Here is a 22,170-nt window from a genome sequence, read left to right as displayed (position 1 = left end):
ACCGGGCGGTGTGGTCAGCCCAGCCGCGCGCGGTGGCGCGCCAGTTGAATGCGCACCTGTGCGGGCGCGGTGCCACCCAGCGTGCTGCGCGCGTTGAGCGAGCCGCGCAGGCTCAGCACCTCATACACGTCTTTGTCGATCTGCGGGTGAAAACCCTGCAGCACCGCCAACGGCAGCTCAGACAGGTCACACGCGTGGGTGGTGGCGGCCTTCACGGCGTGCGCCACGGTTTCGTGGGCGTCGCGAAACGGCAGGCCCTTTTTGACCAGGTAGTCGGCCAGGTCGGTGGCGGTGGCGTAGCCGCGTTTGACTGCGTTTTCCATGGCCTGCGGGTTGACGGTGATGCCGCCTTCCTTGTGGCCCGTGGCGGGGTTCAGCTGGCCGCCGACCATCTCGGCAAAGATGCGCAATGTGTCCTTCAAGGTGTCCACCGTGTCGAACAGCGGCTCCTTGTCTTCCTGGTTGTCCTTGTTGTAGGCCAGGGGCTGGCCCTTCATCAGGGTGATCAGGCCCATGAGGTGGCCGACCACGCGGCCGGTCTTTCCGCGCGCGAGTTCGGGCACATCGGGGTTCTTCTTCTGCGGCATGATCGACGAGCCGGTGGTGAAACGGTCGGCAATCTTGATGAAGCCGAAGTTCTGGCTCATCCAGATGATGAGCTCTTCACTCAAGCGGCTCACGTGCACCATGCACAGGCTGGCGGCGGCGGTGAATTCGATGGCGAAGTCGCGGTCGCTCACGGCGTCCAGGCTGTTCTGGCACACCACGGGGGACCCGTTCGCATCCACCATGCCCAGCGTTTTTGCCACGCGCTCGCGATCTAGCGGGTAGGTGGTGCCCGCCAAGGCCGCGCTGCCCAGGGGCAGCACATTGGTGCGGCGGCGCACATCGGCCATGCGCTCGGCATCGCGCTTGAACATCTCCACATAGGCCAGCATGTGGTGGCCAAAGCTCACGGGCTGGGCCACCTGCAGGTGGGTAAAGCCGGGCAGGATCACGTCCACGTTTTGTTCGGCCACATCGACCAGCGACACCTGCAGCTCTTTGAGCAGGTCGCCAATTAAGTCGATCTCGCCGCGCAGCCACAGGCGCACGTCGGTGGCCACCTGGTCGTTGCGGCTGCGGCCGGTGTGCAGGCGCTTGCCAGCATCGCCCACCAGCTGCGTCAGGCGGGCTTCGATGTTCAGGTGCACGTCTTCCAGGTCCAGCTTCCATTCGAAGGCACCGGACTCGATCTCTTGCGTGATCTGCGCCATGCCGCGCTGGATGGAGGCATGGTCTTCGGCACTGATCACAGCTTGCGCGGCCAGCATCTCGGCGTGGGCCAGGCTGCCTGCAATGTCGGCCTGCCACAGGCGCTTGTCGAAGAACACGCTGGAGGTGTAGCGCTTGACCAGATCGCTCATGGGCTCTTCAAAGAGCGCCGACCAGGCCTGCGCCTTGGTATCGAGCTGGTTGTGGGACGGCGCGGGCGCGGCGCTGGTGGCTTGGGCTTTGGACATAGGAGGGCAATAATCCGGAGGTTCAGACACCCGGACTGCCCGGATGCCGCAATGCAAAACACCCAAATTTTATCGACCCAGCCCCCGCCGCACGATTCAACCCTTCCAGGAGGTTTTGGACGGGGTGCCCAATCACCCCATCGGCGCGCGCTGGTGTTTGATGCCTGCCAGGTGGGTGTGGTACTGCGTGCGGTGCTTTTTGTGGAGCTGGTCATGGGCGTTGGCGCCATGTTTGGCGCACAAAACCCCGTGCAGTGGCTGGCCAGCCTGGCGCTGCTGACGGGCGGTGCGCTGCCAGCCACACTGGTGTGGCTGATCACGGCCTGCAGCCTCAAAACCCTGCTGCAGCGCCTGAGCATGGCGCAGCAATATGTGGCGGGCGTGCTGCTGGGGGCCATGGCCGGGGCCTATGCCTGCGGCATGTTGGCCCTGGTGGGCATGGCCGCATCGCCGCCCTGGGCGGCGAGCGCCGCCACCGGCGCCCTCTTGGCGGCCATGCTGGTAGCCGCACTGGTGCTGCGCGCGCGCGGCCGCACCCCGGCGGCCACCACAGCCCGTCTGACCGAACTGCAGTCGCGCATTCGCCCGCACTTTCTGTTCAACACGCTCAACAGCGCCATTGCGCTGGTGCGCGAAGAGCCCGCCAAGGCCGAGTCGCTGCTGGAAGACCTCTCCGACCTGTTTCGCCACGCGCTGGTGGAACAGGGCGAGTCGGTCACGCTGGCCGAAGAGATCACGCTGGCGCGCCGCTACCTGGCCATTGAAGAGGTGCGTTTTGGCAAACGCCTGCAGGTGCAGTGGAACCTGGACCCGCGCACCGACAACGCGCGCCTGCCCCCGCTCTTGCTGCAGCCGCTGGTGGAGAACGCGGTCAAACACGGTGTGGAGCCCAGCCCGCGCGGCGGCCGGCTGCGGGTGATGACCGAGTTGCGCGGCAGCCGCGTGGTGGTGCGCATCACCAACACCCTGCCGCCCAAAGAAGTCAAACCCGGCGCTGCAGGCAACGGCGATGACCGCCCCAGCACCCGGGGCCACGGCATCGCGCTGGCCAATGTGCGCGCGCGTCTGGCCTTGCTGCACGACGTGCAGGGCGAGTTCACCGCCGGTGTGCAAGACGGCCTTTACCAGGTGCGCATCACCCTGCCCCACACCGAGCGCAAGCCCCGCCCCCGCCGCACACCCGCAGACCGGCGCTACGCCGGCGACCGCAGGGGCAACCCACGCCGCGGCGCCATGCCGCCAACAGCGCCCCCAATGCCATCGCCATCACCGGCAGCCCCCACCTTGACCGCAGACCATGAACATCCTCATCGTTGACGACGAAGCCCTGGCGCGCAGCCGCCTGCGCACCCTGCTGAACGACTGCGCAGACACCCAGCGCTTCACCCTGGCCGAAGCCTCCAACGCTGCCGAGACGATGGCGCTGCTGGGCCCCACTGGGGGGCGCGCGTTTGACGTGGTGCTGCTCGACATCCACATGCCCGGGCAGGATGGCCTGGCCCTGGCCCATACCCTGCAGGCGCTGCCCCAGCCCCCCGCCGTGGTGTTTGTGACGGCCCACGCCGACCACGCCGTGAGCGCGTTCGAGCTCGATGCCGTGGACTACCTGACCAAACCCGTGCGCCGCGAGCGCCTGCAGCAGGCGCTGGCCAAGGTGCAGCGAAGCGGCCGCGGCGCTGCACCACCGCCCCCCTCCAGCGTGCCCGACGGCGAGACCCTGCTGATCCAGGACCGGGGGCGCACCGAGCGGTTGCCGCTGACCGAGGTGCTGTATTTCAAGGCCGAACAGAAATACGTGACGGTGCGCACCGCCACCCGCAGCTACATCCTGGACGGATCTCTCAGCGAGATCGAAGCGAAGTTCGCCCAGCGGTTTTTGCGCATCCACCGCAACGCGCTGGTGGCGCGCCGGGCCGTGCGTGCGCTCGAGAAACACTACGACCCCGAGGAAGGCGAAGGCTGGGCCGTGCGCCTGCAAGGGTCGACCGAGCTGCTCACCGTATCCCGCCGACAGGTCGCGGCCGTGCGGGAAGAACTGGCGCGCTGATTTTTGTTTTTTTGCCTGATGAGGTACCGATCTCAGATGGCCCTCACACCCTCTCCCCTTGTGGAGAGGGCCGGGGAGAGGAGGCAATCCCCAGCGCCGCTGGTGGTACACAGGCTGATGTCCTCATGGGCGACATGTACCTCATCAGGTCTTTTTGGCCTGTAGCGCTTATCCATAAAGCGCCAATAGCTACTAATTAAATAGCAAACTATGCAATAACCGCCGGGGGCGCTGCCGCCAGCCGCCCCAGTGCATCCACCCCCACCGGCGGCGTAGCCAGCCAGGGCAGCACATAGGTGCGCTGCGCCAGGCCGCTGGCAATGCGTGTGGCCTGCTGCTGTTCGCCCACCAGGCGGGCCTGCAGCAGGGGGTCGCTGGTGCCCGTGGCGGCCACGCTTTTGTTGATGACCCAGGCCCAGGGCTCGATGTGGGCGCGGCGCAGGTCGTCCTGCAGCGCGGCGGCCTGGCTCACGGGGGTGACCTCGGGCAGCGTGACGATGACTACATGGGTCATGTCCGCATCCTGCAGGCGCATGAGCGGCGTGATGATGTGTTTGGCCATCTTGCCGCCCGCGCTGCCTTCGTACTGCCGCGTCATCTGCCGGTGGTAAGCGCCGGTCGCGTCCATCAGCAGCAGGCTGTGGCCGGTGGGCGCCGTGTCCAGCACCACAAAGGCGCTGCGGGCCTCGTTCACCACGCGGCTGAAGGCGTGGAACACGGCCACCTCCTCGGTGCAGGGCGATTGCAGGTCTTCCAGAAGCAGGGCACGACCTGCGTCGTCCAGCGCCTTGCCGCGCGTGGCCATGATCTTGTCGATGTAGGCCTGCGTTTCAGCCTGCGGGTCGATGCGCCCCACTTTCAGCCCCGGCAGGCTGCCGTCAAGCTGGCTTTGCACATGGGCGGACGGGTCGGTGGTGGTGAGGTGCACGCTGTGCCCACGCTGCACCAGGCCCACGGCCAGCGCGGCGGCAATGGTGGTCTTGCCCACACCGCCCTTGCCCATCACCATGATGAGGCCGTGGCCCTTGGCGGCCAGCGCGTCGGCCAGGGCTGCAAGGGGCTCCGCCTGCAAAGACACACCCGCTGCGGCGGCGGGCGCGCTCAACGGCACATCACCGCCCCCCAGCAACGCACGCAGCGCAGGCAAACCCACGGTGTCAAAGGCGCGCAGCGGCACCTCGTCGCGCGGAAGTTGCGCCAGCGCGTCTGGCATCTGGTCCATGGCTTGACGGCCCAGTGCCTCAATGGCATCGGCCACGGCGTCCTGCCCCGGCTGGCTGGCATGGAACACGCCGTTGATGGCCAGGCGCTGGTTGGCCAGGCCCAGGGCCCGCAGCTCCAGCGCGGTGCGCGCGGCCTCCTGCATGGGGCGGGGGTCGGGGCGGGTGACCAGCACCACCGTGGTCAGGGCCGGGTCGCTCAGCGCGGCCAGGGCGGCGTTAAAGCGCGCCTCCTGCATCTTCAGCCCTGAGTGCGGGCCCAGGCACGAGGCACCCCGGTCGTTGCCCGCCAGGAATCCGGTCCAGGCCTTGGGCAGGCTCAGCAGGCGCAGCGTGTGGCCGGTGGGTGCGGTGTCGAACACCACATGGTTGAACACGTGGCCGATGTCGCTGCCCTCGCTGGCCAGCAGCGCGGCAAATTCGTCGAATGCAGCGATCTCGGTGGTACAGGCGCCCGAGAGTTGCTCGCGCACGGTGGCACGCTCGTCGCTGGTGGCCGTGGCCTCCAGCTGCGCCAGCACGCGCTGGCGGTAGGCCTCGGCGGCCGTGTCGGGGTCGATGTTGAGCATGTGCAGCCCCGGCACCCCGGGCACGGCCACTGGCTGGTTGGACAGCGGCACGCCCAGCATTTCATCGAGGTTGGAGGCTGCATCGGTGCTGACCAGCAGCACCTGCCGACCAGCATCCGCCAGGGCAATGGCCGCAGCCGTGGACAGCGACGTCTTGCCCACCCCGCCCTTGCCGGTAAAAAACAGAAAACGCGTGGGCTGAGCGAGCAAGCCCAGACGAACCGCAGCGGAACGGGGCGAGGCAGATGCAGCAGAGTTCATGCCATCAGCATGGCACAGACCCCCACCTTTTGTCTTGCGCACATCACACCCAGGGCCCTCACACCCGCCAGCCCATTGACCTGCATCAAGCGTCAGGTGGGCACTGCGCTGCACGGCAGGCACCACCCCGTCGGCGGGTTATTCCTTGATATTCGCCGCCTTCACGATCACGGCATACCGGGCGCTTTCGGACTGCACAAACCGCGCAAACTCCGCCGCACTGCCCTTGCCCGCCACGGCGCCGCCGTCGGCCAGCTTGGCGCGCACATCGTCCATGCGCAGCACTTCGCCCAGCTCGCGGTTCAGGCGTTCCACCACGGCGGGGGGCGTCTGCGCGGGGGCAAACAGGCCGGTCCACGAAACCATGTCAAACCCTTTGAAGCCTGCGGTCTCGGCCACGGTCGGCACGTCGGGCAACGACGGCAGGCGCTGGCCGTCCGTCAGCGCGATGGCCTTGAGCTTCTTGCTGTGGATGTGCGGCGCCGCCGTCACGCTGATGAGCACGGCCAGGTCCACCTGGTTGCCGATCACATCGGTCACGATCTGTGCGCCGCCCCGGTACGGCACATGCACCATGAAGGTCTTGCTCTGGTCCTTGACGCGCTCCATGGCCAGGTGCAGCACCGTGCCCACACCCGACGTGGCGTAGCTGAGCTGCCCAGGCTTTTCGCGCGCCAGGCGGATCACGTCGGCCAGGTTGTTGGCGGGCAGGCCCGGGCGGGCCACGATCACCATGGGCGCCTTCGTCACCAGGCCCACCGGGGCCAGGTCCTTGAGCGTGTCGTAGCGCACCGCCACCGGGTTCACCAGCCGCGCAATGGCGGCGGGGCTGTCGGCCCCCAAGACGAAGGTGTAGCCGTCCGGCGCGGCCTTGACGGCCTTTTCCATGCCAATGACGCCCCCAGCGCCTGCCACGTTGTCAATCACCACGCTTTGCTTGAGGCGTTCGCCGAGCTTTTGGGCGATCAGGCGCGCCGTCACATCCACACTGCCCCCGGCGCTGAACGGCACGATGAGCGTGATGGGCTTGGCGGCAGGCCAGGCGGGCTGCGCCTGCGCGGCCACGCCGCAGCCGCTGGCCAGCAAGGCCGCGGCGAGGTGCACAGCCAGGCGCCGGGTGCGGGATGGCACAGATGAATGCGACGAAGAGGGTGCCGAAGAGGACAACAAAGGGGAAAACATCAGAAAAATTCCTTCAGAGGGGCGCGGCCAAAAAGGCAGAGGCCGGGGTGAGATGCAGCTGCCGGTCAAACGCCGCCAGCCATTGCGTTTGCCACGCACGGCGCGTGCCATCGTCGATCCAGGCGGCACCCAGGCCGTTGAGCAGAAAGCTGCGCAGGTCGGCCGCCCCAAAACCAAAGTCGCGCACCATCATGGCCCAGGCCTGTGTGGGGTTCACGTGGTGCAGCGTGGGGTCATCGGTGTTGGGGTGGATGCGCAGGCCCGCCGAAGGCATGTGGCGAATGGGGTGGTCCAGCGCCCAGCGCTCGGGGGCAAGGGTGCGCAGGTAGTACGAATTGGTGGGCACCACGGTGAAGACGACGCCCCGGTCGGCGCATTCGCGCACCAGCGCCGGGTTGTCGAGCACCGTGTAGCCGTGGTCGATGCGGTCCACCTGCAGCACGTCAATGGCCGTGCGCACGTTGTTCCAGGGCATGCCGAACTCGCCCGCATGGGCCGTGGTCTTGAGCCCCCCACGGCGCGCCAGCGCATAGGCCGGGGCAAACCACTCGGGCGGGTGGTCCACCTCGCGGTAATCAATGCCAATGCCAATCACCTCGTCGCGCCGATGGGCCAGCACCCATTCGACCATTTCGGTGGCGGCTGCGGGCGGGGCCTCGCGGTCAATCGCTGCAATCAAGCGGCCGGTGATGCCGAAGTCGGCCTCGGCATCGGCAATGGCGCGCACGATGCCGCCCAGCGCCTGCGGGTAGGCCAGGCCTGATTGCAGGGCGGTGCCCGTGGGGTTCCAGAAGAACTCGGCATAGCGCACATGGTGCGCAGCGGCATCCTGCAGGTATTCGTAGGTCAGGCGGTGCAGGTCGTCGGGGCTGCGGATGAGTTCGGCGTCCAGCGCGCGCAGCACCCGCAGCACACCCACAGGCTTTTCGCCCCGGGTGTAGAAGGCCTCGATCTCGGCATCGCTGATGGCGGCGCCCGCCCGGCGCACCAGGTGGGTGAACGTATCGCGCCGCACGGTGCCGAGCAAATGGCAGTGCAACTCCACCTTGGGCAAGGCGTGGAGAAAGGTGTATAGCGGGTCTGCGGGCGCTACGAAAGTGGGCATGACCGCATGCTATGCAGCGCGGGGTGATAACGGAAGTGATTTAATTTGATGGCGCAATAAAACTAATTTATGAGCAAGCCCCCCGCAACACTCCTCGCCGCAGAGCCCGCACCCGCACAACGTTCCCCTACGCTGCGCCAGTTACGCAGCTTTCAGGCGGTGGCCCGGGCCATGAGCTTTCGGCAGGCGGCCGAGGCGCTGTCGCTCACGCAGCCCGCGCTGTCGGCCTCCATCCGCGAGCTGGAGGCCGTGCTGGGCACTCCAGTGCTGGAGCGCAGCACGCACCATGTACGCCTCACCCCTCAGGGCGCCCAGCTGTTGCCGCAGGTCGAGCGGCTCATCAATGGCTTTGAGCAAGGGGTGGATGGGCTGTTTCGCACGCTCCACGATGGCAAGCGCACCCTGCGCGTGGCCGCCCTGCCCTCGGCCATGCACCTGCTGGCCGAGCCCCTGCGGCAGTGGCTGGCGCAGCACCCCGATGTGGACCTGCGCCTTTACGACCCGCTCAACGACGACCTGCTGGCCTCGCTACAGCGCGGTGAAGTGGACCTGGCGCTGGGTGTTGCACTGGACTTGCCGCCGCAGATCGAAGCCATCGCCATGGCGCAAGACGATTTGGTTGCGGTGCTGCCCGTGGACCACCCGCTGGCACGCCGCGCACGCCTGACCTGGCAAGACCTGGCCGGCGAACGGCTGGCACTGTTTGCGCGCGGCAGCACCTACGAGCTGGCCATGGCCACCTTGCGCCAGCACGGGGCCGATCTGGCGCATGCCGACCAGCTGCTGTACAGCGAATCGCTCTACAGCCTGGTGCGTTGCGGGCTGGCGGTGGGCGTGATCTCGCGGCTGTACACCCATAGCCTGCACGACGGCACCGTGAAGGTGCGCCCGCTGCAGGCCCCGGTGATCTCACGCAAGGTGGCACTCATGGTGCATGCCGCCAAGGACGCGAGACCACCCCTGGTGCAAAACTGCCTGGAGTTCCTCACCCAGGCTCTGCGTAAAGCTTGAGCTGGGTGCCTGCGCTGGTGCCTGCCCAACCCATTCAACAGCCTCAGTGGCTGTGTGCCGCCCCGCTCACCAGCGTGACCACCACCATGCCCGCAATCAGCCAGGCAATCTGCGCAATGGTTTCGCGCGCCGTGAGGCGCTTTTGCAGCTGGGGGATCAAGTCGGCCAGCGCCACGTACACAAAGCTGCTCGATGCCACCGCCAGGAAGTACGGTAATAAGTCTTGCAGCTGCCCCACCAGGCTCGACTGCAGCCCGCAGCCGCCTGCGCACCCTGCTGGCCGATTGCCACAACACCGTGCGCAGCACGGTCACCAAAGTCTCCAATGCAGGCGAGGCCCTGGCATTGCTCGGAGCCACGGGGGCCGCACCATCGACCTGGTGTTGCTCGACATCCACATGCCCGGCCAGGACGGCCTGTTGTCGTGGGCCCATGCTATGCACACCCTGCCTCAGCCCCCCGCCGTCGTGTTCGTCACCGCCCACGCCGACCATGCGGTGAGTGCCTTCGAGCTCGACGCCGTGGATTACCTCACCAAGCCCGTGCGGCGCGAGCGGCTGCAGCAAGCACTGACCAAGGTGCAGTGCAACGGTCGCCAGGTACCCGCCCTCACCGCCCCTGCCACAACCGACAGCGAAAGCCTGGTCATTCAGGACCGCGGCAGAACCGAGCGCCTGCCCCTGGCCGAGGTGCTGTACTTCAAGGCAGAACTGAAGTACCTCACGATACGCACCGCCACCCGCAGCTACGTCATGGACGGCGCGCTGAGCGATCTCGAAACCCGCTACACACCGCGCTTCCTGCGCATCCACCGCAATGCGCTGGTGGCGCGCCGCGCCGTGCGTGCATTGGAGAAGCACTACGATCCCGAAGAAGGTGAAGGCTGGGCCGTGCGCCTGCAGGGGCTGGCCGAACTGCTCATGGTGTCGCGGCGCCAGGTAGCCGCAGTGCGGGAGAAACTCGCGGGCTGAACGCAGATGCGCCAGGCCGTGCGCCTCGTGGACGCGCCGCCTGGCGCTTGCGCCGGATGGGCGCAATCCAACCCATCCGGGCGCGGCCAGTGCGCCTCACATCTTGCGCGACAGGTCCCACATGGCGTCGACCAGCAGGTCGACATCGCGCGCGTCGTGCCACAGGTGCGTCGAGACACGCACGCCGTAATGGTCGGCCGCCGCGCCGATCACGGAGAAGTTCGCATTGCGAATCACAAAGCCCTGCGGGTAGTCGCTGAGCATGCGGGCCACGAAGGTGCTGGACTTCTGCGCGTTCATCACGTCGTCCTTGTTCTGGAACGGATTGAACGAAGTAAGGGCCGAGAGCAGCTTGGGATCGTCCTTGGGTGAATACAGCGCGTCCACTCCCCAGCGCTCGGCGATTTTTTCCTTCAGGTAGGACGCCAACGTGAGATCGTAGGTTTCGATCTTCTTGCGACCGATGCTGTCCCACTGCGCGCAGGCCTGCACCAGCGCCTGGAACATGGGCGTATGCACGCTGCCACACGAGGTGATGGACGCCGCCACGTCGTAGGTTTCCTTGCCCGTGGTCGTGCGCTCGAGCGCCGGGTAGGCGCTAGTGTGGACTGGGTACCACTTGGGCAGTGGCAGCGGGTTGGAGGCGCGAATCTTGTTGCGCACGATCAGGATGCCCGTGGAGCCCGGCCCACACTGCCACTTGTGGCCGGCACCCGACATGAAGTCCATGCCCAGCTCGCCATAGTTGTAGGCCATCATGCCCGGCAGGTGGGCGCCATCGACGATGCTGATGAGCCCGTGCGCCTTCACCACCTCCATGAGGTCGGCAATAGGCAGCATGGTGCCGGTCTTGTAGGTGGGAGAAGACCACATCATGGCGCGCACGCGCTTGCCTGCGGTTTTCAGGGCACGGATGCGCTCATCGAACAGATTCACATAGGTAGCGGCGGTCTGCTTGTTGCCCACGGGCAGTGCGATGCGCGAGACTTCGATGCCATAGCGGTCCTGGGCGATCTTGAGCGGTGTGTCGCCACCACCATGCTCGTGGTTGGTGGTCACGATCACGTCGCCTGCCTTCCAGTCGATGCCCAGGATGGCGTGGCACATGCCCGAGGACGTATTAGCCGAAAAGGCCAGTTCATCGGGGTCCACGCCAAAGCCGGGCGCCACCTGCTTACGCAGGTCGAGCAGGTTGGTATAGCCGTTGCCCGAATCGGCAGCCTTCTTGCGGTTCTCGGTGTCGAACACGTCCAGCACCAGCTTGGGCATGGAGCCGGCGGTGCCGATGTTCATGTAGGTCTTTTCGGGCTTAAGCGTGAACATGTTCTGCACGCTGGTCCAGAAGGCTTCATCTTTCATCAGCTGCTCGCGCAGGGCCTCGGACACAGTGGCGGCGCCGCTGCTACCGCATGCCACCAGCGGGGCCAGGGCGGCCGCTCCGGCCCCGTAGCCCAGAATGCGCAGAAAATCGCGCCGCTTGGATGTCCAGCGGCGGGAGTCATCCCATCCGTCGAGGGGCATGCCTGCGGCCGAGGGGGCCGTCATCACTGAGGTGTTGTTTTTCACGGTGGCTCCTATCGAGGTGGGGGTTCAGCGGCGGCCGACGATGGCAGCGATTTCGATCTTCACGTCGCGCGGCAAGCGCGCGACTTCCACGGTAGCGCGGGCCGGCGCCGCACTGCGGAAATACTCGCCGTAGACCTTGTTCATGGCGGCGAATTCGTTGAGGTCTTTCATGTACACCGAAGTGGCCAGTACGTCCTCATAAGAGAGCCCCTGCGAGCGAAGCTTGGCGCCCATGAAGTCCAGCACGGCGCGGGTTTGCTCTTCGATGGTGGTTCCATTCACAGCAGTGCCCGCAGCGTTCAGCGGCAGCACCCCCGAGAAATAGATGGTGTTGCCATGCGAGACCATCTGTGAATACGGCCCGATCGCCGGATAGATCTGCGTGGTGGACAGCACTTCACGCTTGCCCGGCGCAGCGCAACCCACCAGAGCCACCGCCAGCATGCCGCCGACGACCACTGCCAGGCGTCGTATTTTTCGAATATCCATGGTTTATTCCTCCGAAAGAACCAAACACCTGCGAATACCCTAAATACCGGAAATCGAATTCAAAACCAGCCATTCAAAATACCGCAGCACTCGAGACGACCTTGTTATTCGCTTACACCACCGGTGCTCTGCCAAAGTCGCTGCACGGAGAAATTCTAAGAAACAGTCCCACAAAAGATAATCGTTTTTTCCCCTACGCAACACTACGCAGACGGTCGCCCTTGCGGACCGGATCGCACGGACCAATGGCCTCTGACAACGCGCACTGGCCGTCGCCGCCCACCCGCTGGCCACCCCATGCAGCGAGCCACTGGCAGCCCACAGATTCATCTGTACCGCCCCAGCCGGCCAAACGTGCGGACCATCGGCAGGTAGCCGGCCGCGCCCCTGCAATCGATCCCCCCCCACCGCTTAAGCGCTTCACCCCATGAATCCACCGATTAATGTTAATGGCTTTCAAAAAAGCAGGCGCTTCATCAAAAAAATGCCGCACAGGTTTTTACATTCAGCATTTCGAGCCGCTATTTCCCGCGTTAAGAAATAATCATCAAACCACGACCACAACCTGCGCCGGAATTCCGCTAAGGATGTCCTGCATAACCTTCGCGAGTCGGTGCTAGTGCGGATCGGGACAGGCCGCAAGGCGTCTTTTTGCAGCCAATAGCCGAGCTATTGGCAAGAAAAGCAACGCAGCGGACTGCCCGAGGCCGCGCTATCACAGACCGCAGGGAGTTATGCAGGACATCCCTAAGGAAATCCTGCAAAACCTCGTGGTCAGTCTGATAGACCCCGGCCAGTCATGGCATCCTCGCAAGCCATGAAGCAAAGCAGCCTTGACCTGAACCTGAGCACCAAGAAGACCCGCAAACAGGAACTGCTGGCCCAGATGGATCGGGTGGTTCCCTGGGCTGCATTGCTCGATGTCATTGCCCCGTATTACCCCGAGGGCAAGAACGGCCGCCCACCCTTTGCCCTGGAGACCATGCTGCGCATCCACTGCATGCAGCAGTGGTTTACCTTGTCGGATCTGGCGATGGAGGAAGCCCTCTTTGACACCCCGATCTACCGGGATTTTGCAGGGCTTGATGCCCATGGACGAATGCCTGACGAGAGCACCATTTTGAGGTTTCGCCACCGGCTGGAGAAGCACAAGCTGGCCGAGCAGATTCTGGCCACCGTCAACGAACTGCTGGCAGCGCAGGGCTTGCTGCTCAAGGCGGGCACTGCGGTAGACGCCACGTTGATCGCAGCGCCCAGCTCTACCAAGAACAAGGACAGAAAGCGCGATCCAGAGATGCACTCAAGCCAAAAGGGCAATGAATGGCACTTTGGCATGAAGGCCCACATTGGCGTGGACGCGGACTCAGGACTGGTGCACACCGTCATCGGAACCTCGGGCAACGTGGCCGACGTTGTAGAAGGCAACAGCTTGCTGCACGGGCAAGAAAAAGACGGGTTTGGTGACGCGGGCTATCAAGGCGTTCACAAGCGCCCGGATGCCAGGGCGGGCGTGACGTGGCACATAGCGATGCGCCCGGGCAAGCGCAAAGAGCTGGACAAAGAGCACAACCTCGTTGACGCGCTCATAGACCAGATGGAGAAGATCAAGGCAAGCATCCGGGCCAAGGTGGAGCATCCCTTTAGGGTGATCAAGCGGCAGTTTGGATATGTGAAGGCGCGCTACCGGGGATTGAAGAAGAACACACTGCAGCTCAAGACGCTGTTTGCGCTGTCCAACCTGTGGATGGTGCGCCACCAATTGCTGGGGGCGCAGGCATGAGTGCGTCCGCAAACAGCCGTGCAGCCGCAGCGGCTGCGCAAGCGGCCCCCACAAGGGGCACCAAACAAGACGGAACCGCAGGAAAGACGGTCTCCATTGCGCCAGCTGAAAAACTCAGTCTCGTAGCACGCGCGAAACCGAGTTGTTCAGAACATCCCTAAGAACCCAGTGTGCTGGTGTATTCCACCCGTCCGCGGCGCCTGGCCATGGGAACAAATCCCATTGACAAAAATCAAGGCCGACAGATAGTGAGGGGTCACCTCTTCACTCCCATGCAACTCCGGCTGAAACTCGCACTCCTGTCTGTGGTGCCCATCGTGGTCGCGCTGGGCCTGGTCGCCGTGACGGTGCAGCACCAGACCCTGAAGCTGGCCCACCAGGAGCGGGAACTGGTGGAGTCGGCCTATCTGCACAGCAAGGAAACCGAGCTGCGGCACTACGTGCAACTGGCCCACAGCGCGCTGGCGCGCATCATGAACAATGGCGACGACCCGCAGGCCCAGCAGCGGCAGGCACTGGCCATGCTGGCGCAGATGCAATTCGGGCAGGACGGCTACTTCTTCGTCTACGACAAGGACGGCAAGGTGCTACTCGATGCCCAGCAGATGGGACTGCAGGGCGTGGACCTGTGCGACCCGAACAGCCCCAATGGCGCACTGCCCGCGCGGCTCATCCTCGACACGGCCCGCAATGGCGGGGGCCTGGTGCGCTACAGCTGGCAAAAGCCCTCGTCCCAGCTGATGGTGCCCAAGCTGGGCTACGTGGCGTCGGTGCCGGGCTGGGGCTGGGCCGTGGGCACGGGCCTGTACCTTGACGACGTGCACAACGCCCTGCGCAAGATCGACGAAAGCGCCCAGGAGAACATCGCCAGCACGCGCTGGCACATCTACGCTATCGCAGCCCTGTGCATCGTGCTCATCGGCGTGGCCGGGCTGGCGCTGAACCTGAGCGACCACCGCGTATCCAGCGCCAAGCTGCGCCGGCTGGCGCAGCGGGTCGTGCATTCGCAGGAAGAAGAGCGCGTGCGCGTGGCGCGCGAGTTGCACGATGGCGTGGTTCAGGTGCTGGTGTCATCCAAGTTCTTGCTGGAGACAGCCCAATCGCAATTGCCCACGCCCCCCGCCCAAGATCCACCAGCCCCTCGCCGCATGTTGGACCAGGGCCTCGAGCGGCTCAACCATGCACTGCTCGAGATCCGGCGCGTGTCGCACGCCCTACGCCCTGCCTTGCTCGATGATCTGGGCCTGGCCCCCGCACTCGCGCTCATGAGCCAGCAGGTGCAAAGCCAGGGCGTTTTCGACATAGGCTTCACATCGCGCGGCCCGGCCCTGCCATTGCCCACCAGCCACAGCACGGCGCTGTTTCGCGTGGTGCAGGAGGCCGTCATGAACGCGCAGGCCCATGCACAGGCGACCCACGTGGAGGTGGCGCTGCAATTCCAGCGCCGCCGCGTGACGCTGCAGGTGCGCGACGATGGCCGAGGTTTTGACGTGCGGCGCGTGCAGCGCGACGGCCAGGGCGGCATTGGCCTGCGCAACATGCGTGAGCGCATTGAGGGCCTGGGCGGCCAGTTTTCCATCGCTTCTGACCAGAGCGGAACCCGCATCGTGGCCGTGCTTGACCTGGCCGCGCAGGCCCGCCCCGCGCCCGCTGATGATTTCGACGCTTCGCAGATTGCCGCATGACCCCTCCGATCCGGATCCTTCTCGTGGATGACCACCCCTTGGTGCGCGACGGCGTACGCATGCGGCTAGAGGCCACCGAGCACATCTGCATTGCCGGCGAGGCCACCAGCGTGGGCGAATCGCTGCCGCTGGCGCATGCCCTTGCTCCCGATATCGTGCTGACCGACATCCGCATGCCCGCAGCCAGCGGCATCCACCTCGCGGCCCTGTTCCGCGAGCAGTTTCCGCGCGTGCGCGTGCTGGTGCTGTCGATGCACGACGATGCCGAGTACGTGCGCCGCGCGGTGTCGCTGGGCGCGCGCGGCTACGTGCTCAAGGATGCGCCCGCGCAACAACTCATCGAGGCCATTGAGGCGGTGCACCGGGGGGATTGCTACTTCAGCCCGGGCTTGGAGCAGTTGCTGGACGACTCGGGCAGCGTGGCACGCTCCAACCGCTCGCTCACGCCGCGCGAAGCGAGCGTGCTGCAATGGGTGTCGGAGGGACGCTCGAACAAGGAAATCGCCGCATTGATGGGCACCTCTGTGCGCACGGTCGAAACCCACCGGCTCCACCTGCGACGCAAGCTGCGCATCGAGGGGCAGGCCGCGCTCATGAAGTATGCGGTGGACCATGCCGACCTCACGCACGACCCGCTGCACACCGGGCCCGCAGCGCTGTTCGACCAACCCGCACTGAGCATCGCCCCGCCAGGGCATTACGCGCGAGGCAGCTGAGCTCGATCGGCCCGCCGACCCCAGCTCAGCGCGCCTTTCATCAATGGGCGTGCGCCGCCCCGCTCACCAGCGTGACCACCACCATGCCCGCAATCAGCCAGGCAATCTGCGCAATGGTTTCGCGCGCCGTGAGGCGCTTTTGCAGCTGGGGGATCAAGTCGGCCAGCGCCACGTACACAAAGCTGCTCGACGCCACCGCCAGGAAGTACGGTAACAAGTCTTGCAGCTGCCCCACCAGAAAGTAGCCCACCATGCCGCCCAGCGCCGTGACGGCGCCCGCCAGCGACACCTTGACCAGCGCCATGCGGCGGTTGGGGCTGGTCTGGCGCAGCACCACCAAGTCGCCCATGTGGTGCGGCACCTCGTGCGCCAGCACCGACACGGCGGCGATCACGCCCAGGCGCATGTCGGCCATGAAGGCCGACGCAATGAGGATGCCGTCGCCAAAACAATGCACGCTGTCGCCCGTGAGCACGGCCCAACCGCCTGCGCGTGGACCGTGGTGATGGTGCACGTGAACCTGTTCGTGGCCCGATTCGTGGGCGTGGTGGCCCGCGTGGCTTGCGTGCGCAGGGTGCGAAGCGGCGTGGCTGTGGGCATGGGCCTGCGCGTTGGTGGCGGGCTCGGGGTGGCTGTGCTCGTGCCCGTGGTGCCACAGCTCGGCCTTGTCGAGCAAAAAGAAGAACACCACGCCCACCAGCAGCGTGGCGAACAGGTCGTGCGCACCCGCCTGGCTCTCGAACGCTTCGGGCAGCAGGTGCATGAAGGCGGTGGCCAGCAGCGCCCCGGCAGCCAAGCTGAGCAGGTGCTGCGGCCCCACGCTGGCAGAACGCCCGCCCATGCCCATTCGCATAAGCAACGCAGCGAGCCACACGCTGCCAATACCGGCGGCCAGAGTGGCCAGAATGATTGCTATCAATGTCATAGCTTATTGTGCTTAATTTACAAGCGCTAGCGCCTGTTTTCATTCAAATTCCAGCGGTGAGGCCGGGTCAAAAAAAGCCGCCCCGTCGATGCGGGGCGGCTGCAGCAGCAGGAGGAGGAGCGGAGCCGGGGCCCTGGTTCACACCACCCCGTGCCCCTTGAACCACGCCAGCGCGCGCTGGTAGCCGTCTTCGGCCGCTTCCTTACGGTAGCTGGCGCGGTAGTCGGCATGGAACGCGTGGGGCGCGTCGGGGTACACCACAAACTGCGATGCCTTGGCTTGCGGCGAGCCGCCGGACAAGGCAATTTTCATCTTATCAATCGTGTCAAGGGGTATGCCCGCATCTTTTTCGCCATAAAGGCCGAGCACCGGGGCTTTGAGGATGGGAGCGATATCAATGGGGTGCTTGGGCGTGAGTTCGCTGTATTGCCCTACCAGGCGGCCGTACCACGCCACCCCCGCTTTCACGGGGCCATGGGCGGCGTACAGCCAGGTGATGCGCCCTCCCCAACAAAAACCGGTGACACTCACCCGTGCGGCATCGCCGCCATGGGCGGTAGCCCACTGCACCGCGCCGTCCAGGTCGGCCATCACCTGGGCATCGGGCACCTTGGCCACCACCTCGGCCATGAGTTTGGCGATATCGGTATAGCCGCTGGCATCGCCCTGCCGCGCATACAGATCGGGCGCAATGGCCAGATACCCCGCCTTGGCGAAACGACGGCAGACATCAGCGATGTATTCGTGCACGCCGAAGATTTCCTGAATGACCAGCACCACGGGCAGGCCTGTTTTGCCCGCAGGGGCCGCACGGTAGGCGGGCACTTTGAAGCCATCCACCACAAAACTGACCGGGCCCGCCGTCAACCCATCGGTCGGCGTGGCAATGGCCGTCTGCGCCATGATGGGCGCAGCCGCCACCGCATAACCCAGGCCCAGCGCGGCCTGCAACGCAGTGCGCCGCGTGGCGCCCGATTCTGTGGACCGGCCCGGCAGCAGCGCCAGGGCGTCAGAGTGGAGGTTGTCATTGAGCATCGGTTGTCTCCCAAAAAAAGAGCGGATGGACGGGGCGAAATCTGCCGCCGTCGCAGTCTAGGCCGTTTGCCCGGATTGCGTTTATTCGGGTATCGAAAAACAGGCTGCGCTGCTAGACTTTCAAAACACACCTGCCGGCCATACCACCGCTTCGGAGCAAACGTCCGTCCCTTGCCCAGCCAATGGATCGCCCCCTGACCGCCCTTCCCCCCTCCTCCGGCCTGCACCCGCTGGCGCTGCTATGGGCGGGGTCTTGCGGCGCAGGCGGCCTGGCGCTGCTGGCATGGGCGTTGGCAAACCCGGGCCTGGGGTCTTCCGTGCGCGGGGCTTTGGGTGCTGCGGGCTTGGCCCTGATGGGCTGCGCGGTGCTGGTCTGGCGCCTGCTCAACACGGCACGGCAAATGCGCGCCGCCGTGACACAAGCCAACGAGGCGGGGCGCAATGCCCATGCACAACTACGCGCCACCCTGGACATCCTGCCCGACGGGCTCGCCATTTTTGATGCCGAGGACCGGCTCGTGTTGTGCAATACACGCTACAAGGAAGTAGCACCAGGCGCAGCGATGCAGCCAGAGCCCGGCGCTTTGTTTGAAGACGTTTTGCGCAACGCGGCGCACTCCGGCCTGATCATCGACGCCCTGGCCGACACCCCAAAATGGGTGGCTGACCGCATGGCACGCCACCGCGCGCCGGGGCAGCCTGAGCTGCAGGAGCTTACGGGCGACCGCTGGATGCAGATCACCGAGCGGTTGCAGGAGGGCGGGGGCGTGGTGGTATTGCGCACCGACGTCACCGACACCGTACACAAGGAGCGCGCGCTCCATCAGGCGCTGCGCGACGCGGAACGCGCGGAGCGCAGCCTGCGCGAAGCCGTCAACGCCATGCCGGCGGGGCTCGACATCTATGACGAAAACGACCGCCTGGTGTTGTGCAATGACCTGATGGCGCGCCTGCGGCCGCACCTGCCCATGCCGGAGTCGCTGGGCAAAACCTACGAAGAGCTGCTGCGCGAGGGGCTGCGCCACGGCATTCCCGTCGAAGCACAGGGCCAGGAGGACCTGTGGTTTGCCCATGAAATGGCGCTGCGTGGCCACCGGCCAGGGCCCGAAGTGCGCTATTACCCAGGCGGCACCTGGATGCACATGCACGAAAGCCGCACCCCGTCGGGCATGACGGTGTGTGTGCGCCTGGACATCAGCGACCTTATCGAAGAACGCCACAAAGCAGAAGATGCGCGGCAAGAAAGCCAGCACATCCGGCAATTGCTGGAACGGGCCATGGACGCCCTGCCCGTGGGCATCGAGATCTTTGACGAGCAGGACCGGCTGGTGCTCTACAACCAGCAACTGTCGCGCATGTACCCGGCCATGAACTACGCGGAGCTGCGCGGCCAGCGTTTTGTCGACATCCTGCGGTCGTCTGTGGCGCAGCAGCTGATCCCTTCGGCGCTGGGCCGCGAAGAGGCCTGGATTGCCGAGCGCCTGTCAGAGCACGGCAGCGCCACGCTGAACCGGGTGCAACGTCTGGCGGATGGCCGCTGGATCAACATCTATGAGACCCGCACCCCCGAAAACTACGTGATGGCGGTGCGCCTGGACATCACCGATCTGATCGAACAGCGCCATGCGCTGGAAAGCGCCCAGGCCACGGCCCAGCAAGCGCGCCAGCTGCTGCAAGACGCCGTTGAATCCCTGCCCGAGGGCTTCGCCCTGTTTGACGCAGACGACAAGCTCGTGGTGTGCAACACCCAGTACCGGCGCCTGTACCCGATCTCGGCGCCCATGATCGTGCCGGGCGCCACGTTTGAAGAGATCGCACGCTATGGGGTCGAGCGGGGCCAATACCTCGACGCCCAGGGCAACGAAGAGGCGTGGCTGGCTCAGCGCCTGCAAGACCATCGCAGCGCCCACCATGCCGTGCTGCAACGCCTGCCCGAAGGCCGCTGGCTGCAGGCCGATGAGCGGCGCACGCCCCAAGGCGGCATCGCCGGGGTGCGCACCGATGTGACCCTGTTGGTGCGCAAGGAACAAGAGCTGGCGGCGGCCAACGCCCAACTGGCCCTGCTATCGGCCACCGACGGTGTCACCGGCATCGGCAACCGGCGCCGTTTTGATGACCGTCTGGCGGTAGAGTGGTTGCGCTGCGGCCGGCAAAAAATGCCCCTGACCGTGGTGCTGATCGACATTGACCACTTCAAGCTCTACAACGATCACTTCGGCCACCTGGCGGGCGACGAATGCCTGCGCCGCGTGGCCCAATCGCTGCAAGCAACCATTCGCCGTGCCGACGAAGTGGCCGCGCGGTATGGCGGCGAAGAGTTTGTCTTGCTGCTGCCCGACACGCCGCTGGCCGACGCCGTTACGGTGGCCCAGCGCTGCATGGACAGCCTGCGCACTGCCGCCCTGGCCCACCCGCGCTCGCCCACCGCTCCCATCCTGACGCTCAGCATGGGCATTGCGAGTGCGGTGCCTCACCACGACACGGGCTCTGACACACTGGTGCAGGCTGCCGATGCAGCCCTGTACCGCGCCAAACACGGTGGCCGCAATCGTTTTGAGGTGTTCGACACGCCCCCCTGAACCCTGCGCCTGCCGAGGATGCCCCACTTCTTCACCAGGCTACGCAGATGCATATTTTGCTGACGGGCTCCACCGGCTTCATCGGCCACACCGTGGCGGCCGCACTCACCCGTTCGGGGCACACCGTACACGGGGGCGTGTCCCCTGCGCACCGGGGTACAAGCGCCTTGCAAGTGCCCATGGATTTTGCGCACGACACCCACGCGGCCACCTGGCTGCCCCGACTGCAGGGCATCGACGCAGTCGTCAACACCGTGGGCGTGCTGCGCGACACCCGCACACGCCCTATGGACGCCGTGCACCGCGATACGCCCGTGGCCCTGTTCGACGCCTGCGCACAGGCCGGGGTACGGCGCGTGGTGCAGATATCGGCACTTGGGATAGAGGGCAGCACCACCCGCTACGCCCGGACCAAACTGGCGGCCGAGAGCCATTTGCAGGCACTGGCGGCACAAGGAGCGCAAGGTGGCGCAGACAGTGGCCATGGCCCCCAGGGCGAGGGCAGGTTGAGCCCCGCCATCCTGCGCCCCAGCGCGGTCTATGGCCAAGGTGGCGACAGCAGCGCGCTGTTCATGAACCTGGCGCGCCTGCCTGTGGCGCTGTTCCCCGGCCCGGTGCTCGATGCACGGGTGCAGCCCGTTTCCGTCCACGACCTGGCCACTGCGGTGGTCGCCCTGCTCGGCCCGGCCATGGCGCGCACCGGCGTGATCGAGTGCACCGGCCCCGCAGCACTCACCATGGGCGACTTCATTGCCAGCCTGCGCCAGCAGCTGGGCCACCGCCCTGCCCGGGTGCTGCGCATGCCGCAGTGGCTGACCAGCCTCAGCGCCCGCCTGGGCGACGCCGTGCCCGCCTCGCCCTGGTGCAGCGAAACCCTGGCCATGCTGGGCAGCGACAACGTGGGCAACTCAGCGATGTTTGAGCAGTTGCTGGGGCGGCCAGGCGTGCACTACAGCCAGTTGGTAGCCACGGCGTGGCGCTGATCCGGGCACACCGCCAGAATATGAATTAAATGGGCCTGTAGCGCTTATTCATAAAGCGCAAGCAGCTATCTAATCAATAGCAATAGCAATAGCAATTCAAAACACACCCAGCGCCAACCCTGTGGCCAGCGACTCGCCCAACACGCGGCAGTTCGCGAGATCGCCACCACCGATCTGCTTGGGTGCCAGGATCGCCTCGGGCGTTTGCGCGTGGGTGCAAATGATGAGTGGCTCGGCCACCGCCTTGAGCCTCCAGCCCGTGGCGATACGTGCCATCTGCCGCGCCGCGTTGCTGCCATCGCTGCCCGCACACACCAGGCTGGCATAGGGGCGGCCGTTGACCCGGTCCAGCACCGGGTAGTAGCAGCGGTCGAAAAAGTCCTTCATCAGCCCGCTGATGGCCGCCAGGTTTTCAGGGGTGGCAAACACGTACCCATCTGCCGCCAGCACGTCGGCAGGCCCGGCGTCGGTGGCGTGCAACAGGCGCACCACCCCGCTGTGCTCGGCGGCGGCGCCATCGCGCGCGGCCTCGGCCATTTGCCGC

General features: G+C 65.7%; 17 protein-coding genes and 2 pseudogenes. 9 read left to right on the top strand and 10 right to left on the bottom strand.

What is annotated here, in order from left to right:
• Positions 1 to 14 precede the first annotated feature (14 nt).
• Positions 15 to 1,502: an argininosuccinate lyase gene (gene argH, locus KI609_RS06720; protein WP_226448388.1), complete on the bottom strand. Its 1,488-nt coding sequence runs from the start codon at positions 1,500 to 1,502 to the stop codon at positions 15 to 17.
• A 51-nt stretch (positions 1,503 to 1,553) separates the two neighbouring features.
• Between argH and KI609_RS06715 the strand changes: the two genes are divergently transcribed.
• Positions 1,554 to 2,819, top strand: coding sequence for a sensor histidine kinase (locus tag KI609_RS06715; protein WP_226448386.1), 1,266 nt, complete (start codon positions 1,554 to 1,556; stop codon positions 2,817 to 2,819).
• Positions 2,800 to 3,549 carry a LytR/AlgR family response regulator transcription factor gene (locus KI609_RS06710; protein WP_226448384.1) on the top strand — a complete coding sequence of 250 codons (750 nt, stop codon included), beginning with the start codon at positions 2,800 to 2,802 and terminating at the stop codon, positions 3,547 to 3,549. Before KI609_RS06715 ends, KI609_RS06710 begins: the two co-directional genes overlap by 20 nt.
• Positions 3,550 to 3,757: 208 nt before the next feature.
• On the opposite strand, the gene arsA is transcribed toward KI609_RS06710, so the two are convergent.
• From arsA to add, 3 genes are all read right to left on the bottom strand, one after another.
• Complete coding sequence (gene arsA / locus KI609_RS06705; protein ID WP_226448382.1) at positions 3,758 to 5,599, bottom strand: arsenical pump-driving ATPase; 1,842 nt, start codon at positions 5,597 to 5,599, stop codon at positions 3,758 to 3,760.
• A 138-nt stretch (positions 5,600 to 5,737) separates the two neighbouring features.
• Positions 5,738 to 6,781 (bottom strand): Bug family tripartite tricarboxylate transporter substrate binding protein, encoded by a 1,044-nt coding sequence (locus tag KI609_RS06700; RefSeq protein WP_226448380.1) that lies wholly within the window; start codon positions 6,779 to 6,781, stop codon positions 5,738 to 5,740.
• A 13-nt stretch (positions 6,782 to 6,794) separates the two neighbouring features.
• Positions 6,795 to 7,886, bottom strand: a complete 1,092-nt coding sequence (gene add, locus KI609_RS06695; RefSeq protein WP_226448378.1) for an adenosine deaminase — start codon at positions 7,884 to 7,886, stop codon at positions 6,795 to 6,797.
• A 69-nt stretch (positions 7,887 to 7,955) separates the two neighbouring features.
• Here add and KI609_RS06690 point away from each other — a divergent pair, with 69 nt between their 5' ends.
• A complete protein-coding gene (locus KI609_RS06690) occupies positions 7,956 to 8,897 on the top strand; it encodes a LysR family transcriptional regulator (protein ID WP_226448376.1) in 942 nt (313 codons plus the stop codon).
• Positions 8,898 to 8,940: 43 nt separating this feature from the next.
• On the opposite strand, the pseudogene KI609_RS06685 reads toward KI609_RS06690, so the two are convergent.
• Positions 8,941 to 9,138 (bottom strand): annotated as a pseudogene (locus tag KI609_RS06685) (ZIP family metal transporter); the annotation flags it as partial.
• On the opposite strand from KI609_RS06685, the pseudogene KI609_RS06680 reads away from it, so the two are divergent.
• Positions 9,090 to 9,868: pseudogene (locus KI609_RS06680) on the top strand (LytR/AlgR family response regulator transcription factor). The pseudogenes KI609_RS06685 and KI609_RS06680 sit on opposite strands and share 49 nt — an antisense overlap.
• Positions 9,869 to 9,964: 96 nt before the next feature.
• Here the strand turns inward: KI609_RS06680 and KI609_RS06675 are convergent.
• Both KI609_RS06675 and KI609_RS06670 read right to left on the bottom strand, forming a co-directional pair.
• Positions 9,965 to 11,413 (bottom strand): aminotransferase class V-fold PLP-dependent enzyme, encoded by a 1,449-nt coding sequence (locus KI609_RS06675; RefSeq protein WP_226450220.1) that lies wholly within the window; start codon positions 11,411 to 11,413, stop codon positions 9,965 to 9,967.
• A 45-nt stretch (positions 11,414 to 11,458) separates the two neighbouring features.
• Positions 11,459 to 11,923 carry a Rid family detoxifying hydrolase gene (locus tag KI609_RS06670; protein WP_226448373.1) on the bottom strand — a complete coding sequence of 155 codons (465 nt, stop codon included), beginning with the start codon at positions 11,921 to 11,923 and terminating at the stop codon, positions 11,459 to 11,461.
• An 817-nt stretch (positions 11,924 to 12,740) separates the two neighbouring features.
• On the opposite strand from KI609_RS06670, the gene KI609_RS06665 reads away from it, so the two are divergent.
• The 3 genes from KI609_RS06665 (at position 12,741) to KI609_RS06655 (ending at position 16,104) form a co-directional block, all read left to right on the top strand.
• Positions 12,741 to 13,703, top strand: a complete 963-nt coding sequence (locus KI609_RS06665; protein ID WP_226450219.1) for an IS5 family transposase — start codon at positions 12,741 to 12,743, stop codon at positions 13,701 to 13,703.
• A gap of 272 nt (positions 13,704 to 13,975) precedes the next feature.
• The gene (locus KI609_RS06660; RefSeq protein ID WP_226448371.1) at positions 13,976 to 15,388 is read left to right on the top strand and encodes a cache domain-containing protein; all 1,413 of its coding nucleotides are present in this window, start codon (positions 13,976 to 13,978) and stop codon (positions 15,386 to 15,388) included.
• Positions 15,385 to 16,104 carry a response regulator gene (locus KI609_RS06655; RefSeq protein WP_226448369.1) on the top strand — a complete coding sequence of 240 codons (720 nt, stop codon included), beginning with the start codon at positions 15,385 to 15,387 and terminating at the stop codon, positions 16,102 to 16,104. The genes KI609_RS06660 and KI609_RS06655 overlap by 4 nt, the downstream gene beginning before the upstream one ends.
• Before the next feature lie 40 nt (positions 16,105 to 16,144).
• On the opposite strand, the gene KI609_RS06650 is transcribed toward KI609_RS06655, so the two are convergent.
• Both KI609_RS06650 and KI609_RS06645 read right to left on the bottom strand, forming a co-directional pair.
• Positions 16,145 to 17,029: a ZIP family metal transporter gene (locus KI609_RS06650; RefSeq protein ID WP_226448367.1), complete on the bottom strand. Its 885-nt coding sequence runs from the start codon at positions 17,027 to 17,029 to the stop codon at positions 16,145 to 16,147.
• Positions 17,030 to 17,167: 138 nt separating this feature from the next.
• Complete coding sequence (locus tag KI609_RS06645; protein ID WP_226448364.1) at positions 17,168 to 18,064, bottom strand: dienelactone hydrolase family protein; 897 nt, start codon at positions 18,062 to 18,064, stop codon at positions 17,168 to 17,170.
• Positions 18,065 to 18,246: 182 nt separating this feature from the next.
• Between KI609_RS06645 and KI609_RS06640 the strand changes: the two genes are divergently transcribed.
• Positions 18,247 to 20,643, top strand: coding sequence for a GGDEF domain-containing protein (locus KI609_RS06640; RefSeq protein WP_226448362.1), 2,397 nt, complete (start codon positions 18,247 to 18,249; stop codon positions 20,641 to 20,643).
• Positions 20,644 to 20,690: 47 nt separating this feature from the next.
• Positions 20,691 to 21,626, top strand: coding sequence for an NAD-dependent epimerase/dehydratase family protein (locus KI609_RS06635; protein ID WP_226448360.1), 936 nt, complete (start codon positions 20,691 to 20,693; stop codon positions 21,624 to 21,626).
• A gap of 96 nt (positions 21,627 to 21,722) precedes the next feature.
• Here the strand turns inward: KI609_RS06635 and KI609_RS06630 are convergent, their stop codons facing one another.
• Entirely contained in the window at positions 21,723 to 22,163 is a 441-nt protein-coding gene (locus KI609_RS06630; protein WP_413463420.1) for a flavodoxin family protein, read from the bottom strand.
• Between the last annotated feature and the right edge of the window lie 7 nt (positions 22,164 to 22,170).

The organism is Acidovorax radicis, assembly GCF_020510705.1.
Taxonomy (GTDB): domain Bacteria; phylum Pseudomonadota; class Gammaproteobacteria; order Burkholderiales; family Burkholderiaceae_C; genus Acidovorax; species Acidovorax radicis_A.
The sequence above is the reverse complement of the archived record's forward strand: the minus strand, read 5'-3'. Positions and strand labels throughout refer to the sequence as shown.